The following is a 16,256-nucleotide window of genomic DNA, read 5'->3' on the forward strand; positions in this document are numbered from 1 at the left end:
TGTTTGCCGAGATCGATACCGATCAACGCTGACTCGCTCATGATGATGGCCTCCGAAAACAAAACACCCTGCGAAAGCGTAGCCCTCGCAGGGTGTGGGGGTGACCATCTCATTAATGCCCGTATCTCACGATACGGGCATTCTTCAACCACGACACTTTTGTGTAAGCGGGATTTCGGTCAAACAAGCAAAAGCAGCACCTTGGGTGCTGCTTTTGAGGCTGGAGGCCGCACATTTCTGTCGGCCCGGGGACGCGCTATACGGATCAGCCGTTGCTGCGGTCGGTCGCCTTGGCTTTGCTTTGAGCAACAGCGGCTTCAGCCTTCTGTTTCTGGGCAACCTGGAAGGCTTTCATCGAGACTGTCCGGGCCGACTCCATGCGTGCGAAGGTCCGGTCACCGCCACCGGTGGCCATCGCCAGGGAAGAGGCGGTCAGGGTGGCGACTACGAAGAGAACTTTCATGGATTTCATTTGGGTATCCTCAAGTGAAGTTTGTTAACGGTTAAAGCGCAATTCATGGGCTAGCGCTGAACGTCCTTGTTCAACCTGACTTCACCAGCCCGCCAGGGCGGCGTTGCCTGGTGTCCCGGTGCTTTGCTCCAGGCGCGCTTGGGTGTCTTTGTCTTTGGCCCAGGCAGTGAGCAGTACCATCATCCCGAACCCACCGACGATGAGCACCGGATAGGCTGCCAGCAACTCCAGCAGGGAGTACTTCCAGGCCAGCGGTCGACCAACGCCCAGCAGGGCGGCATAGAACCACGACACGCCAGAGAACGCCCCCGAGAACAGCGCCAGCATGCGCAGGCTGAAGGAGAGTTTGAGTAACGAACCGGCTTTTTTCAGCGCCGGCAATACACCGCGATGCAACACGAAGCCGTTAATGGTCAACAGCACGACGATGCCGATCTTGGCTTGTATTTTTGGATTGAGGAAATACTCCATTCCCTTGCCGGCATAATCGATCCCGACAATGGCAACGCCCGTAATCCAGAGCACGACAAGTGCAAGCGATACGGTTTTTTGAAGACTGTCCATGTGCGCGTCATCATGGTGACCCGACACATCGCCCTTCAGGAGTTGCTGGACCATTGCAATGTCACTGGTCAACACCAGGCCGATTGCCACACAGCAGGCGATAAGATGGAAATATACAACGCCCAAGCGCAAATATTCCACGGTGGACGAAGATAACATACTAAGTTCCATGGTTACCTCTTGGATTCAATAGTGAATCGACCTGGCTCTCGGCACGGCATAATTAGAGTTTACCGTTGCTGATTTCAGTTAAGACTCGGCCATTACGATTAGTTAATTAGTTAATCTTGCGGCATGATGCTGCGAAGATAAGAGCGACGCTCGCGAATGAACTTTCAGTCATTCGAATGTTCTCATTTTCAGGTAACAACAAACATCATCCGCACTGGGTGCTAATGAGGTTTAACTTGCGCTGATCAGGCAATGCTGGTGGGGTCGGCGGGGCTTCCACCCCATTCGAGGAAACGGATCTTGTGAATCTCGCCCTCGCTGTCTTCGTAGACCAGGGTCACCGGCACCATGCCGGTCTTGTCGGAGGTATCGGTGCGCTGCAGTACCCGTTTCACATCGATTTCCATTCCGTAGTGGTATTCGACGGCGGAGACATGCGCGCCGGGATCTTGCAGGCTGTTCTGGTCGAAGACACTGGGTGCGAGACTGGATATCACTGCACTGACAATTGTGGCGATGCTCATAAGGCTGACCTCTTTTGTAGTTCGCTTGACAAGGACCTAATGTGACACGTGATGAGAGTGAAGTTCACAGTACCGCGACGAACGTGCCCGCCTGAAAAGCCTGTAGTGGCTGCAAACTCCCGGCAATTCCCCGCGCTTGACGCCTCTCGACCGTTCGTCCTTAAACCCCCGTATTTGTTGGGCAAAGTCCGATTTTGAAGGAGGTCATGACATGTCATGACGGATTTTTCGCGCGGTGGTTGTGACAGTACGTGGACCGAAAACGCCAGCTATCGAGCCAGGGGGAAATGTCGGGTATTGGCCGTTTTGTGCCTGTCACGACCGGCTGAAAACGACCCAATATAGCCATTGGTGACTGCTAAGGATTTCAAGAAAGCCACTTCTCGCAAACATCATATCGAAGGGGCGACCCCCTGATGAGACCGCCATTTTTCAGTTGGTTGATCAGTTGCCCGGTGGCAAAGGCAGGTTGATGCCTTCTTTTTTCAGGGGGGCACGCACGTATTGGAATTTCTGGTACTGCGACAGCTCGATCGGCCCGTCGTAACCCATGCTTTGCAATTTGCGTGGCGGGTAATCGACGCAGGTTTTCATCAGCTTCATGATCGCGCCCGTAATCGGCACCATTGTCCAGGCGCGCTCGGTAAAGTTGTTCATGAAAAGGTCATAGCGCTCTTGCGGGTCTTGCCACAAGTCAAAGACTTGCGGCACGGTGGCCACATATTTTAGTGCGCCTTTGCATCCCAGGTTAGTGTCTACGGCCAGGCCACCGGTTGGCGCGCCATCAAATCCAAGTCGTCGAGAATCTCGTGATTTTTCGTGCCTTCATGGTGTTGGCAACCGGGTGATGAGTGCACAATCACATTGACCCTTGGTGCATTGACCACCGAGTAATTAGCCTAGGTACTGCGTACAGAATCATTTCCCCCTGACTGCATGACCATGCACAAGTTAAGGCGCAGGGTAGAGTCTAGTGCGGTTTTCCAGTTGAACGGGTAATTACCCGACTGCATCTATTGTTCTTTCTGAACACGGTTCAAAAACCTGATCTACGCTCAACTTGCGCTAGGGCTAACCCTCAGCCTTACAGTAGCGATGCAATTGTCCAATTCTCTCCCCCTGAGAAAGGAACTGGTAATGAACAAAGGCTTTCAGCTTGCTCGCTTTATTGCCTTGGCGATGGTCTGGTCTGAATCTGGCGTCGCTGCCGATAGCCAGGCAGAGCTAGCCAAACAATCCCTGAATCCGGTCGCCGCGCTATACAGTTTGCCGATTCAATATAACTGGAACCAAAAACTCGGCCCCAGCGGTGAGGGATATCAGAGCGTTACCAACATCCAGCCGGTGCTGCCTTTCAGTCTCAACGAGGAGTGGAATCTGATTTCCCGCACCATCCTGCCCGTCATCGATCAGCATGGCCTGGTGCCCGGCGGGGTTGCCGATAAATCAGGTGTGGGAGACGTCACTCAAAGCTTCTTTTTTTCACCCAAACAGGAAACCGCCAACGGCTGGATCTGGGGAGCAGGCCCAGCCATATTGGTGCCCACCGGCAGCGACGAACTGCTAAGCAGCGAGCAATGGGGATTGGGCCCTACAGTGGTGGCGCTCAAGCAACATGACGGCTGGACCCGCGGTATTCTTGCCAACCACATCTGGTCGCTGGAAAACAGCCCGCCGGATGACAAGGACAAGGTCAACCAGACGTTCCTGCAACCCTTCTTCAGCTACACCACTCATACCTACACCACCTTCGGTATCAATACCGAGTCCACCTACGATTGGCAAACCCGGGAGTGGTCTGTGCCGATCAACTTGTTCGTCACTCAGTTGTTCAAAGTGGGCCATCAACCCATGACCCTGCAAGCCGGCCCGCGTTACTGGGCCGACAGCCCGGAAGATGGACCCGAAGGCTGGGGGTTTCGGGTAGCGTTTACGCTGTTGTTTCCTAAATGAATGCAACGCTGTAGGGCTATTGAGTCAGGAGTGCTCGGGATACTCCTTGCTTGTCGGAGCCAGGCAGAACCCAAAGCTTTTGCATTCCTACTTCGTTACCCCGTTGAGCAGCACCCCATACGACTGAAGAAACTCTACCGTCCCGTGGAAGATCAAGCCTACACCCATCGCCGAAACGAAAAAACCGACGATCCGGGTCGCGGCGTCGATACCTTGCGGGCCAATCTTTTTGAGGATGGTATTGGCGTAAGCCAAAGACAGATAGGTGACGAACATGGTGGCGCAGATCGCCAGTGCTACCACGGAAAAGTGCAGTATGGCGCGGTCGGTATTCTTAATGGTGCTAGTCAGGCCAATCACTGTGGCGATGGCACCGGGGCCGAACATGATCGGCATGGCCATGGGTATAAAGGATACGTCCTGGTCACTTTTGCCACCGCTTGGAATCAGGTTGCTGTTGGGCGATGGGGCAAAAAGCTCGAAGCCGATGCGCATCAGAATTACCCCGCCGACTACCCGAATCATACTCAGGGGAACCTCGAACACACGCAGCAGCAGGTTGCCGAAAATCAGAAAGAAAAACATCAGTAGTAGCGCATAAAGGCAGGCCTTGCGTGCCACGTGACGCTGTTCGGGGACGTCTTTGTCCTGTAGCAGACCCAGGAAAACCGGGATGGCCTCAAGTGGATTGATGATTGCCAGCAGGGTGGTGAACATGCCGAAAAACAGAGTGAGATACGCGTTCATGGATGACCCGCCAATTGCGTTGTGTACCGACTCACCATAGCTGATCAAGAACAGTTCGCCTCAATCATTGCCGTAAAACCCAAGAGATGGGGGGAGTGGAACTTTACAGAGAGGCATAAAATGGATGAAGGCAGAATTGGGCGATGGATATTGTTTACCATGCTCAAAGGCGAGCCCATTAGCGCCGAGGATGCACTTGTTACGGACGGGGCAACCGTATGGTGAAGAACAGAAGTTCGGAATGGCCGCTTTTGGCCGTTATTTGACTGTCACGACTGCAGCCGATTGCTGCGAGATGCGAAGAGCCGCCCGAACTTGTATTAATCAGAGTTTGTTCATTAGCGATGTGCCGGCGAGAGGTCGACGGGCTTACCGGCATTGCCCCTCAAGCCCTCAAACCTGAGATGGCTCTTGGATTTCTGTGCCTGCCTCTCAACTCAAAAATCATCGGTTTTTTGAAATCACACCACTCATGTATTGATTTAAATCGCGCAGATCTTGAATGCTCCATGAGTACGGCGATAGCTTTACACCATTCTCTCGCAAAGTTTCTGGAATCAAGTTTCCATTTGGGCGAAGTATTATCGATGATACAATCACGCCCGGATAATCATTCAATCGTTTTTTGAAAACGGATGTTGTTAGATCAGGTGCAGGAGGATTGCTTTTATTAGCCAATGGTCCTGTTGCTTTGAGATCCATTCCGTGGCACATGGTGCATCGCTGTACATAGAGATTTTTTCCATTAACATTATCCGCGAAGGATAATGATGTTTGAATTAGCGATAAAACTCCTAGTGAAGCAATGAATGATATTTTCATTGTTTTTATCTTCCTTGATGGATCAGCAGCGTTTGCAGGCATTTGGCGCTGATGCCAGATGTGCAACGGGTGATCCGGTTAATGCATGTGAGGGCGTTCACAGGGGCGCTTTCAAAAAGCGCTGTTCATGATCAGGCTCCGGCAACAGGCACGTGTCGTATTTCCCGAAGAGCCGATAACGATTAAGCGCAATGCGGTCGTATGCCCAATTTCGAAGTTTGCGAGGGACGATGCGCAACAGGTTCACGGGGCGCCAGAGTGCGGAAAACTGGGCGATGATTTCGAAAAATGCATCCGAACGGTCCCAGTAGTATCGGTCGCGGATCACCGCCATGGTGTCGAATTGATCCATGGGCAAACCTGCCCACGCGAGCAGAGCCTGCCCCTCGGGTGACTGAACCGCCGCCAACCGCACTCGCCGCTGGCGATCATGGCGAATCAAGAACCTCACCCAGCCATTGCACAGTTTGCAGACACCGTCGAACAGGACCACCGTCTCTCCTGGTTTGAGCAGTGGCGCGGGTGAGGGGCGGATTTGCGAGGCTGGCATAAGCGTGGGTCCAAGGGCGCCTGGTTATCCCGGATCATAACCGCGTGCCAGCGTTAAAGTCTGCATTTGGCTGTGGATTCAACCGGTCGATGCAACACAACTGAATTCGGTGTCAGCAGAAGGCGTATTGCCGCAGTCCTCAGTCGCCTGTGGAAAGGCCATGCTTGTGTGCATAGGCGTACAGATCTACGCGGTTCGTCAGGCCCAGCTTGCTGTAGATCGATGTTAAATGGTTGCGCAGCGTGTGCTCGCTGATATGCAGCTTCTCGGCCACCAACTTGCCAGGGGCTGAGGGGTCGCTGGCCAGCGATGCAATGGTTTGCTGCTCGCGGCGCGTTAGCTTGGCGATTTTTTGTTGCTCCGGGCCTATATCGCGCTCGGCTTTCTTGCGCGCCAGTTCAAGGAAGATACGGCTGGTCGCATTGCGGTCAATCCAGAGTTCGCCGTCATGCACTTTTTCTATGGCCTTGAGCAAGGTCGATGCGGAGGCCGACTCCCGCTTGTCCACCACGCCACGTGCGCCAGCCAGCACCGCTCTGTCATGCAGCGCCACGTCGCTCGACCCTGTCACTACCAGAATCCTGGCGTTGGTCTGGCTGTGCAAGTCGGCCAGCGACTCGATACCGTCCTCGCCGTCCAGGTCCAGCACCACCACATCTGGCGCGTGTTGGTGCAGCGAAAGCAGGTACTCCGCCACCGACGACGCCGAACCCGCCAGCATCAACCTCGGTTGAGCGCTTTCCACCAGACGCTCAAGGCCCCAGGCCACGAGCGGTAGAGCTACTAACTGGACTTGAATGGGCATGCGGCTCGCTGCCTCTTTAGACGGGCTGTGTTAGCTGATCATGATAGCAATCGTTGCAGCCTGTAGCTTTTTTCTATAGCGCTTGAGGCAACCCCTCCCATGACATTTGTCCCGTAAAGCCCTGTTTTCATGGCCGATTGACTCCCAGAAAAAAGGGATAGCGCTCCCATGTATAAAACAGCGGTCGTTTTTAGACTGCAACCATGAAAGGCACATACCGAATTGAGCCCCGTGAGCAAATCACCCTGCCGCTGCAACTGATCGGCGGGGGCAATGGTGTCACCCGTGACATCAGCGCCTGCGGTTTGTATTTCGAAACCGATAGTGAGCTGCAAGTGGGTAGCTTGATTGACTTCGAGATCGAGCTCGACACTCCCGGCGGCCCCATGAAATTCAAGGCTCAAGGAGAAATTGTGCGCATTGAGCCACTAGGCGGCAGGACCGGGGCGGGCGTGAAACTGCTGGCCAGCCGGCTGGTGCCGGTGGAATGAGGTTTTCGTGGGTTGAGGAAGAAGCGGCTTGTGGCTGTTGGCGGCCCACGGCGTTTTTTTGCTCAGGGTGACATTCTTGGGAGAAAGACATGGCTAGCACTACAACTACAAGCGGCGGAACCGTTACCTCGTTTTCCAACACGCCGCAGGCGAAGGATGACATCTACAGCACCACTGAAAATCTGTTGGGGGTCGTGTACTGGGACGTCATGTCCAATGACCTCGGTGGCAACGCGAAGACACTCTGGTCACTCGACAACGCGGACAGTCTTTCTACTGTCACCAAGGTTTATGCTCCGGCCGATCTCCTGATCCAGGATGCGGCGAGGGCTGAGGCGACGAGTTCTGACACCAGTTTGAATGGTGCAAGGATCTGGATCACCTCGGACGGCAAGGTCGGCTACGACGCCGCTACTTTTTCAGATGCTTTCAAGGCACAACTCCAGGCGCTGGCTACTGGCGAGCTCCTGACGGACAGCTTTACCTATGCGATTCGTCTTGGCAACGGAACGCTCAGTTGGGCTACCGCGACGGTGCAGTTTTCGGGCGTGAATGATGGTATGACGATCAGCATGGGCGCGCAGGCCTGCATGGTGACCGAAGACGCCGACACCACGGCGAGCACGACCGATTCGCTGACGGCCAGCGGCACGATTGTCTTTGACGACGTCGACCTGAGCGACACGCACATGGCAACGTTCGCGCCGGCGGCGGACAACTCTACTTATCTTGGTACGTTCGTGCTCTCGCCGGTAAGCGAAGCAGCGAACGCGGCCAACGGTTCGGTGCAATGGACGTATAACCTGAACAATGCGGCAGCGCAGTACCTGGCCCAGGGACAGACAGTCACCGAAACTTACCTGGTCACCATCAGCGATGGTCATGGTTCGTCGGTAACGCAGAATGTGACCGTCACTATCACCGGCACCAATGACGCGCCGACGGTGACGGCGGCCGAGGTCGAAAGCGGGGCGGTGGCCGAAGACGGCACCCCGGTGGCCAGCGGCAGCTTCGCCTTCGGCGACGTGGACCTGGCCGATGACGCCCATGTGGCCAGCGTGAGCGCGCCGGCCGGGGCGCTGGGTACGCTGGTGGCCACTGTGAACGACGAGAGCACGGGCGACGCGGCGGGTAGCGTGGGCTGGACCTATACGCTGAACAACAGCGCGGCGCAGTACCTGGCCGAGGGCCAGACCAAGACCGAAGTGTTCACGGTGACGCTGACCGACGACGTCGGGGCGACGGTGACCAAGGACGTGACGATCACGATCACCGGGACCAATGACGCGCCGACAGTGACGGCGGTCGAGGTCGAAAGCGGGGCGGTGACCGAAGACGGCACTACGGTGACCAGCGGCAGCTTCGCCTTCGGCGACGTGGACCTGGCCGATGAGGCGCATGTGGCCAGCGTGAGCGCGCCGGCCGGGGCGCTGGGTACGCTGGTGGCCACTGTCAGCAATGAGAGCACCGGCGACGCGGCGGGCAGCGTGGGCTGGACCTATACGCTGAACAACAGCGCGGCGCAGTACCTGGCCGAAGGTCAGACCAAGACCGAAGTGTTCACGGTGACGCTGACCGACGACGTCGGGGCGGCGGTGAGCAAGAATGTGACCATCACCCTGACAGGCACCAATGACGCGCCGACAGTGACGGTGGCCGAGGTCGAAAGCGGAGCGCTGACCGAAGACGGCCCCCCGCTGGCCAGCGGCAGCTTCGCCTTCGGCGACGTGGACCTGGCCGATGACGCCCATGTGGCCAGCGTAAGTGCGCCGGCCGGTGCGCTGGGTACGCTGGTGGCCACTGTCAGCGACGAGAGCACCGGCGACGCGGCGGGCAGTGTGGGCTGGACCTATACGCTGAACAACAGCGCGGCGCAGTACCTGGCCGCGGGCCAGACCAAGACCGAAGTGTTCACGGTGACGCTGACTGACGACGTCGGGACTGCGGTGACCAAGGAGGTGACAATCACCCTGACTGGCACCAACGACCGGCCAACGCTGACGATCACCGACCCGACCGGGGCGATGACCGAAGGCAACGGCGCGGCCACGCTGAGCGACAGCGGCGCGCTGAGCTTCGCCGACCTGGACGTCAACGACGCCGTGACGGTCAGCCAGAGTGCCAACCACGATATCGTCTGGAGCGGCGGTACCCTCGGTGCGGCGCAGGCCGCGGCGCTGGTGGCCGGTTTCTCGGTCGATCAGGCCGGGTGGACCTACAGCAGCAGCGAGAACCTGGACTTCCTGCGCGCCGGGGAAACCATCAGCTTCTCCTACACCGTGGTGGCTACCGACAACAGCGGTACGGCCAACGCGATCTCGGCACCTCAGACGGTGACCATCACCCTGACCGGCAGCAACGACGCGCCCGTGCTTAGCTTCGCGACGGGCAATGCTACCGGCGCGGTGCAGGAAGACACCACGCTCAGCGTGAACGGCCAGTTCAGCGCAGCCGACATCGATCATGACGCCACGGCGACCTGGAGCATTGCGGGTACGGATACGGGCACCTACGGTTCGATTGCGGTGGACAGCACCGGCAAGTGGACCTACACGCTGGCCAATGGTACCGATGGGGTCGCCAGTGCGGTGCAGGCGCTGAAGGCGGGCGAGAGCCACAATGACGTGTTCACGGTGCAGGTCAGCGACGGCCTGGGCGGCGTGGCCACCCAGCTGGTGACGATCACCATCACCGGCAGCAACGATGCGCCCGTGCTCAACTTCGTGGCGGGCAACGCGGCGGGCGCGGTGCAGGAAGACACCACGCTCAGCGTCAACGGCCAGTTCAGCTCGGCCGATATCGATCACGATGCCACGGCGACCTGGAGCATCAACGGCTCGTCCACCGGCACCTACGGCGCGATCGCCGTCGACAACACCGGCAAGTGGACTTACACGCTGGCCAATGGCACCGATGGGGTCGCCAGTGCGGTGCAGGCGCTGAAGGCGGGCGAGAGCCACAACGAAGTGTTCAGCGTGCAGGTCAGCGACGGCCTGGGCGGCGTCGACACCCAGCTGGTGACCGTCACCGTCAGCGGCAGCAACGACGCGCCCGTGCTCAGCTTCGCGACGGGCAATGCTGCCGGCGCGGTGCAGGAAGACGGCACGCTCAGCGTGAACGGCCAGTTCAGCGCAGCCGACATCGATCACGATGCCACGGCAACCTGGAGCATTGCGGGTACGGATACAGGCACCTACGGTTCGATCGCGGTGGACAACACCGGCAAGTGGATCTACACGCTGGCCAATGGCACCGACGGGGTTGCCAGTGCGGTGCAGGCGCTGAAGGCGGGCGAGAGTCATGATGAGGTGTTCACGGTGCAGGTCAGCGACGGCCTCGGCGGCGTCGATACCCAGCTGGTGACCGTCACCGTCACCGGCAGCAATGATGCACCCGTGCTCAGCTTCGCGACGGGCAATGCGGCCGGCGCGGTGCAGGAAGACACCACGCTCAGCGTGAATGGCCAGTTCAGCTCGGCCGACATCGATCACGATGCCACGGCAACCTGGAGCATCAATGGCGCGTCCACCGGCACCTACGGTGCGATCGCCGTCGACAACACCGGCAAGTGGACCTACACGCTGGCCAATGGCAGCGACGGGGTTGCCAGTGCGGTGCAGTCGCTGAAGGCGGGCGAGAGCCACAATGACGTGTTCACGGTGCAGGTCAGCGACGGCCTGGGCGGCGTCGACACCCAGCTGGTGACCGTCACCGTCACCGGCAACAACGATGCGCCAGTGCTCGGTTTCGTGACGGGCAATGAGGCGGGCGTGGTACAGGAAGACACCACGCTGAGCGTCAATGGCCAGTTCAGTTCGGCCGACATCGATCACGATGCCACGGCGACCTGGAGCATCAATGGTTCGTCAACCGGCACCTACGGCGCGATCGCCGTCGACAACACCGGCAAGTGGACTTACACGCTGGCCAATGGCAGCGACGGTGTCGCCAGTGCGGTGCAGTCGCTGAAGGCGGGCGAGAGCCACAATGACGTGTTCACGGTGCAGGTCAGCGACGGCCTGGGCGGCGTCGACACCCAGCTGGTGACCGTCACCGTCACCGGCAACAACGATGCGCCAGTGCTCGGTTTCGTGACGGGCAATGAGGCGGGCGCGGTACAGGAAGACACCACGCTGAGCGTCAATGGCCAGTTCAGTTCGGCCGACATCGATCACGATGCCACGGCGACCTGGAGCATCAATGGTTCGTCAACCGGCACCTACGGCGCGATCGCCGTCGACAACACCGGCAAGTGGATCTACACGCTGGCCAATGGCACCGATGGGGTCGCCAGCGCGGTGCAGTCGCTGAAGGCGGGCGAGAGTCATAATGACGTGTTCACGGTGCAAGTCAGCGACGGTCTGGGCGGCGTCGACACCCAGCTGGTGACCATCACCATCACCGGCACCAACGACCAGCCAACGCTGACCATCACCGACCCGACCGGGGCGATGAACGAAGGTAATGGCGCGGCTACGCTGAGCGACAGCGGGGTGCTGAGCTTCGCCGATCTGGACAGCCACGACGTCGTGACGGTCAGCCAGACCTCTAACAACGACCTCGTCTGGAGCGGCGGCACCCTCGGTGCGGCGCAGGCCGCAGCGCTGGTGGCTGGTTTCTCGGTCGATCCGGCCGGCTGGACCTACAGCAGCAGCGAGAACCTGGACTTCCTGCGCGCCGGGGAAACCATCAGCTTCTCCTACAGCGTGGTGGCCACTGACGACAGTGGCACGGGCAACGCGGTCTCGGCAGCGCAGACGGTGATGATCACCCTGACCGGCACCAACGACCGACCAACTCTGACCATCACCGACCCGACCGGGGTGATGAACGAAGGCAACGGCGCGGCCACACTGAGCGACAGCGCGGTGCTGAGCTTCGCCGACCTGGACGTCAACGACGCCGTGGCGGTCAGCCAGACTGCCAATCACGACCTCGTCTGGAGCGGCGGCACCCTCGGTGCGGCGCAGGCCGCAGCGCTGGTGGCTGGTTTCTCGGTCGATCCGGCCGGCTGGACCTACAGCAGCAGCGAGAACCTGGACTTCCTGCGCGCCGGTGAAACCATCAGCTTCTCCTACAGCGTGTTGGCGACCGACAACAGCGGTACGGGTAACGCGATCTCGGCACCCCAGACGGTGACGATCACCCTGACCGGGACCAATGACGCGCCAGTGCTCAGCTTCGCGACGGGCAACGAGGCCGGCGCGGTGCAGGAAGACACCACGCTCAGCGTGAATGGCCAGTTCAGTTCGGCCGACATCGATCACGATGCCACGGCAACCTGGACCATCAACGGCGCGTCCACCGGCACCTACGGTTCGATCGCCGTCGACAACACCGGTAAGTGGACTTACACGCTGGCCAATGGCACCGACGGGGTTGCCAGTGCGGTGCAGTCGCTGAAGGCGGGCGAGAGTCACAATGACGTGTTCACGGTGCAGGTCAGCGACGGCCTGGGCGGCGTGGCCACCCAGCTGGTGACCGTCACCATTACCGGCAGCAACGACGCCGCCGTGCTGTCCTCGGCCAGCGTTACGCTGAGCGAAACCAATGCTCCGCTGACCACCGGCGGCAGCCTGACCATCAGCGATATCGACAGCCCGGAAAGCTTCCAGGCGCAGTCCAACACCGCCGGCAGCTACGGCCAGTTCTCCATCGGCACCGGCGGTGCCTGGACCTACGTCGCCAACTCCGCCCACAACGAGTTCGCCGCCGGTACCACCTACACCGACACCTTCGCGGTGAGCAGTGCCGATGGCACCCTCACTTCAGTCACCGTGCATATCCTCGGCACCAATGATGCCGCCGTGCTGTCCGCCGACATCGCCAACCTCACCGAGACCAATGCTGCACTGACCACCGCTGGCACCCTGACCATCAGCGACGTCGACAGCGCCGCAACCTTCGTCGCGCAAACCAACACCGTCGGCAGCTACGGCCAGTTCTCCATCGGCACCGGCGGTGCCTGGACCTACGTCGCCAACTCCGCCCACAACGAGTTCGCCGCCGGTACCACCTACACCGACACCTTCGCGGTGAGCAGTGCCGATGGCACCCTCACTTCGGTCACCGTGCATATCCTCGGCACCAATGATGCCGCCATGCTGTCCGCCGATATCGCCAACCTCACCGAGACCAATGCTTCGCTGACCACCGCCGGCAGCCTGACCATCAGCGACGTCGACAGCCCGGAAAGCTTCCAGGCACAAACCAACACCGCCGGCAACTACGGCCAGTTCTCCATCGGCACCGGCGGTGCCTGGACCTACGTCGCCAGTTCCGCCCACAACGAGTTCGCCGCCGGTACCACCTACACCGACACCTTCGCGGTGAGCAGTACCGATGGCACCCTCACTTCGGTCACCGTGCATATCGCCGGCAGCAACGACTCTCCGACGATCACCTCCAACGGTGGCGGTGCGACAGCTTCGATCAACGTGGCGGAGAACACCACGGCGGTCTCGACAGTGGCGGCGACCGATGTTGATCTGCCGACACAAGCGCTGGGCTACAGCATCGTCGGCGGAGCGGATGCCGCGAAGTTCTCGATCGTTTCAGGTACAGGCGTGCTGAGCTTTATCTCAGCACCCAACTTTGAAGCACCGACTGATTCCGGAACGAACAACGTTTATGACGTGATTGTGCGGGCGTCGGACGGCACGCTGTTTGACGACCAGGCGATCGCGGTAACCGTGACGGGAGTCAACGACAACTCCCCGGTGATCACCTCCAACGGTGGCGGTGCAACGGCTTCGGTCAACGTGGCGGAGAACACCACGGCGGTCACGACAGTGGCGGCGACCGATGCAGATCTACCAGCGCAGACGCTGAGCTACACGATCCTGAATACGGCCGGGACGGACTTCAGCAATTTCTCGATCAGTTCGAGTGGGGTGCTGACGTTCAATTCGGCGCCCGATTACGAGAATCCCCAGGATATCGGTGGCACCGACGGCGACAACGCCTATGTTGTGGACGTTCAGGTGGCCGACGGCAATGGCGGAACCGACACGCAGACCATTACGGTAAACGTGCAGAACGTCGTTGAGACACCAGTTGATACTGTGGCACCGACGGTGACAATAACGGGGACAACCTTAGCGAGTCCGGTTGGAACGTCGACGGTCACATTCCAGTTCAGTGAGGTTGTGAGCGGCTTCAACCTTTCGGACGTCACGGTGAGTACAACGGGTACAACGCCCCGCGGAACCTGGAGTAACTTCACGCAGGTAGACGGCGATACCTACACGGCGATGCTGACTAGAACGCTGACCGGTAGCGTGAAAGTCGACGTTGCCGCGAACAGCTACACCGACCTTGCGGGTAATTTAGGTGCTGCCGGAAGCAGTGCAAACCTTCCGGCAGGCGTTGCCGGCGAACCTATCAATCTAGCCCTCAACATCCCGTTGGCCGATATTAGCGGCCCGATAACGGTGGCCATCAGCGGTGTTCCCTCGGGATGGACATTCAACGCAGGTACCGACAACGGCGACGGCACCTGGACCGTGCAAACCAGCGATCCCGCCGCATTGACTGTGACAACTCCAAGCGACTTCGCCGGTGCGTTGGTGCTCGATGTCAACATGCACTGGAGCAACAGCGACGGCAGCCCAGCAAGCGCCTATGTGTTCAATAACGTCGAAGTCTATGCCCCGGGCACGCCGATCTTCGCCTTGTCCGCTGACGACAACCTGACCGGCTCGTCCGGTGCCGACACCTTCGTCTTCGCCCGGCCGATCGGCAACAACGTCATTTACAGCTTCGATGCGGCGGCGGACAAGATCGACTTGATCGGCTTCACGGGCGTCAACGATTTAGCGGATGTGAGTATCACCAACGACGCGAACGGCAATGCCGTGCTCAGCATCAGTGCCGACCAGACGATCACTGTAAACGGCGTGGATGCGGCGGCGTTGAGCGCAGCCAACCTGCAGTTCGATGTGAACCCGGTCACGACCAATACGGGCACCATCACCATTGCCGACGGCGCGATCATGCCGTTCGGTGGCAGCATCGACAACAGCGGCACCATAGCGCTCGGCTCCACCGGCAGCGGAACCGATCTGGAGATTCTGTTCCGTGGCGCGACGTTGACCGGTGGCGGGCAAGTGGTGCTGTCCGACAGCGCGCAGAACGTGATCTTTGGTGGCAGCGCGGACACGGTGCTCACCAATGCCGACAACACCATCTCGGGTGCCGGCCAGTTGGGAGCGGGGCAGATGACGCTGGTCAACTCGGGCCTGATCCTTGCCAGCGGCGTCAATGCGCTGGTGATCGATACCGGTAGCAGCGTCGTCACCAACACGGGTGTGCTGCAAGCCAGCGGCAGCGGCAGCGGCGGATTGGTGATTGAAAGTGCGCTCGTCAACAGCGGCAGCCTGTGGGCGAACGATGGCAACATCACCGTCCACGCAGATGCCAGTGGCGCGGGAAGCGCGACTATCAGCGGTTCGGCGATCCTGGAATTCGGTGCAGTCTCCGATCAGCATGTGACGTTCGACAGCGGCGCGGCAGGCACGCTCAAGCTCGATGTGTCGACGGCGTTCAGCGGCAGCGTCAGCGGTTTTGCTGCGGGTGACACGCTGGACTTTGGCGATGTCGCGTTCGGCGCCAATACGCAGATCACCTATGCCGCGAATGACACAGGCACCGGCGGGATGCTGAGCGTGAGCGACGGCACACATGTGTCGCAGCTCGCGCTGAATGGCCAATACGCGGCGGCGGGTTTGCAGGCGAACGCCGAGGGCAGTGGCAGTGAGCTGGCCTACGATGCAGCGGCGGCAAACCATACGATGCTGGGCGGCCAGGCCAATGACATTCTACTCGGCGGTGCGGGTGACGATCTGTTCTTCGGCGGGCTGGGCAACGACACGCTCAACGGCGGCCTCGGCAACGATACCTTCGCGTTTGCTGCCGCAGGCTTCGGAAACGACTCGATCCAGGGCTTCGACGTCAACCCGACCGGAGGGCAGGACTTGCTCAATATCGCGGGGCTGGGGATCAGCAGCGAGACGTTCGCTACCAGCGTGAGCATTGCGGCTGACGGGGCGGACACGGTGATTGGGATCGGAGTGGACTCTATTCGCCTTGTCGGTGTTAACAGTGCAGGCATCGATCAGGCGGACTTTATCCTGATGTCATGATGCTTTTGCTGCTG

At 59.4% G+C, this 16,256-nt stretch carries 10 protein-coding genes and 1 pseudogene; 3 read left to right on the top strand and 8 right to left on the bottom strand.

Features of this window, described 5'->3' with window-relative positions; genetic code table 11:
* Positions 1-265: 265 nt before the first annotated feature.
* The 4 genes and pseudogenes from KW849_RS29090 to KW849_RS29105 form a co-directional block, all read right to left on the bottom strand.
* On the bottom strand, positions 266-472 hold the full coding sequence (locus KW849_RS29090; RefSeq protein ID WP_218433057.1) for a co-regulatory protein PtrA N-terminal domain-containing protein: 207 nt from the start codon (positions 470-472) through the stop codon (positions 266-268).
* 81 nt (positions 473-553) lie between these two features.
* Positions 554-1,207 carry a hypothetical protein gene (locus KW849_RS29095; protein WP_218433059.1) on the bottom strand — a complete coding sequence of 218 codons (654 nt, stop codon included), beginning with the start codon at positions 1,205-1,207 and terminating at the stop codon, positions 554-556.
* Between the two features lie 245 nt (positions 1,208-1,452).
* On the bottom strand, positions 1,453-1,731 hold the full coding sequence (locus KW849_RS29100; RefSeq protein WP_218433061.1) for a DUF2790 domain-containing protein: 279 nt from the start codon (positions 1,729-1,731) through the stop codon (positions 1,453-1,455).
* A gap of 444 nt (positions 1,732-2,175) precedes the next feature.
* Positions 2,176-2,523: pseudogene (locus KW849_RS29105) on the bottom strand (arylsulfatase); the annotation flags it as partial.
* A gap of 345 nt (positions 2,524-2,868) precedes the next feature.
* Here KW849_RS29105 and KW849_RS29110 point away from each other — a divergent pair.
* On the top strand, positions 2,869-3,684 hold the full coding sequence (locus tag KW849_RS29110; RefSeq protein WP_108219956.1) for a hypothetical protein: 816 nt from the start codon (positions 2,869-2,871) through the stop codon (positions 3,682-3,684).
* 87 nt (positions 3,685-3,771) lie between these two features.
* Here KW849_RS29110 and KW849_RS29115 read toward each other — a convergent pair whose 3' ends face one another.
* From KW849_RS29115 to KW849_RS29130, 4 genes are all read right to left on the bottom strand, one after another.
* A complete protein-coding gene (locus KW849_RS29115; protein ID WP_218433063.1) occupies positions 3,772-4,431 on the bottom strand; it encodes a MarC family protein in 660 nt (219 codons plus the stop codon).
* A gap of 444 nt (positions 4,432-4,875) precedes the next feature.
* Complete coding sequence (locus KW849_RS29120) at positions 4,876-5,253, bottom strand: c-type cytochrome (RefSeq protein ID WP_218433352.1); 378 nt, start codon at positions 5,251-5,253, stop codon at positions 4,876-4,878.
* A 97-nt stretch (positions 5,254-5,350) separates the two neighbouring features.
* On the bottom strand, positions 5,351-5,803 hold the full coding sequence (locus KW849_RS29125; protein ID WP_108219953.1) for a thiol-disulfide oxidoreductase DCC family protein: 453 nt from the start codon (positions 5,801-5,803) through the stop codon (positions 5,351-5,353).
* A 139-nt stretch (positions 5,804-5,942) separates the two neighbouring features.
* On the bottom strand, positions 5,943-6,608 hold the full coding sequence (locus KW849_RS29130) for a response regulator transcription factor (RefSeq protein ID WP_218433066.1): 666 nt from the start codon (positions 6,606-6,608) through the stop codon (positions 5,943-5,945).
* 203 nt (positions 6,609-6,811) lie between these two features.
* Here KW849_RS29130 and KW849_RS29135 point away from each other — a divergent pair, with 203 nt between their 5' ends.
* Positions 6,812-7,099, top strand: coding sequence for a PilZ domain-containing protein (locus KW849_RS29135; RefSeq protein ID WP_218433068.1), 288 nt, complete (start codon positions 6,812-6,814; stop codon positions 7,097-7,099).
* 89 nt (positions 7,100-7,188) lie between these two features.
* The gene (locus tag KW849_RS29140) at positions 7,189-16,242 is read left to right on the top strand and encodes a VCBS domain-containing protein (protein WP_218433070.1); all 9,054 of its coding nucleotides are present in this window, start codon (positions 7,189-7,191) and stop codon (positions 16,240-16,242) included.
* Positions 16,243-16,256: the final 14 nt, after the last annotated feature.

Source organism: Pseudomonas sp. PDM26, from assembly GCF_019219185.1.
Taxonomy (GTDB): domain Bacteria; phylum Pseudomonadota; class Gammaproteobacteria; order Pseudomonadales; family Pseudomonadaceae; genus Aquipseudomonas.

Coding starts and splice junctions, on each gene's coding strand:
- KW849_RS29140 (WP_218433070.1), top strand. CDS start 7,189: ATGGCTAGCACTACAACTACAAGCGGCGGAACCGTTACCTCGTTTTCC.
- KW849_RS29130 (WP_218433066.1), bottom strand. CDS start 6,608: ATGCCCATTCAAGTCCAGTTAGTAGCTCTACCGCTCGTGGCCTGGGGC.
- KW849_RS29115 (WP_218433063.1), bottom strand. CDS start 4,431: ATGAACGCGTATCTCACTCTGTTTTTCGGCATGTTCACCACCCTGCTG.
- KW849_RS29110 (WP_108219956.1), top strand. CDS start 2,869: ATGAACAAAGGCTTTCAGCTTGCTCGCTTTATTGCCTTGGCGATGGTC.
- KW849_RS29095 (WP_218433059.1), bottom strand. CDS start 1,207: ATGGAACTTAGTATGTTATCTTCGTCCACCGTGGAATATTTGCGCTTG.
- KW849_RS29120 (WP_218433352.1), bottom strand. CDS start 5,253: ATGAAAATATCATTCATTGCTTCACTAGGAGTTTTATCGCTAATTCAA.
- KW849_RS29100 (WP_218433061.1), bottom strand. CDS start 1,731: ATGAGCATCGCCACAATTGTCAGTGCAGTGATATCCAGTCTCGCACCC.
- KW849_RS29090 (WP_218433057.1), bottom strand. CDS start 472: ATGAAATCCATGAAAGTTCTCTTCGTAGTCGCCACCCTGACCGCCTCT.
- KW849_RS29125 (WP_108219953.1), bottom strand. CDS start 5,803: ATGCCAGCCTCGCAAATCCGCCCCTCACCCGCGCCACTGCTCAAACCA.
- KW849_RS29135 (WP_218433068.1), top strand. CDS start 6,812: ATGAAAGGCACATACCGAATTGAGCCCCGTGAGCAAATCACCCTGCCG.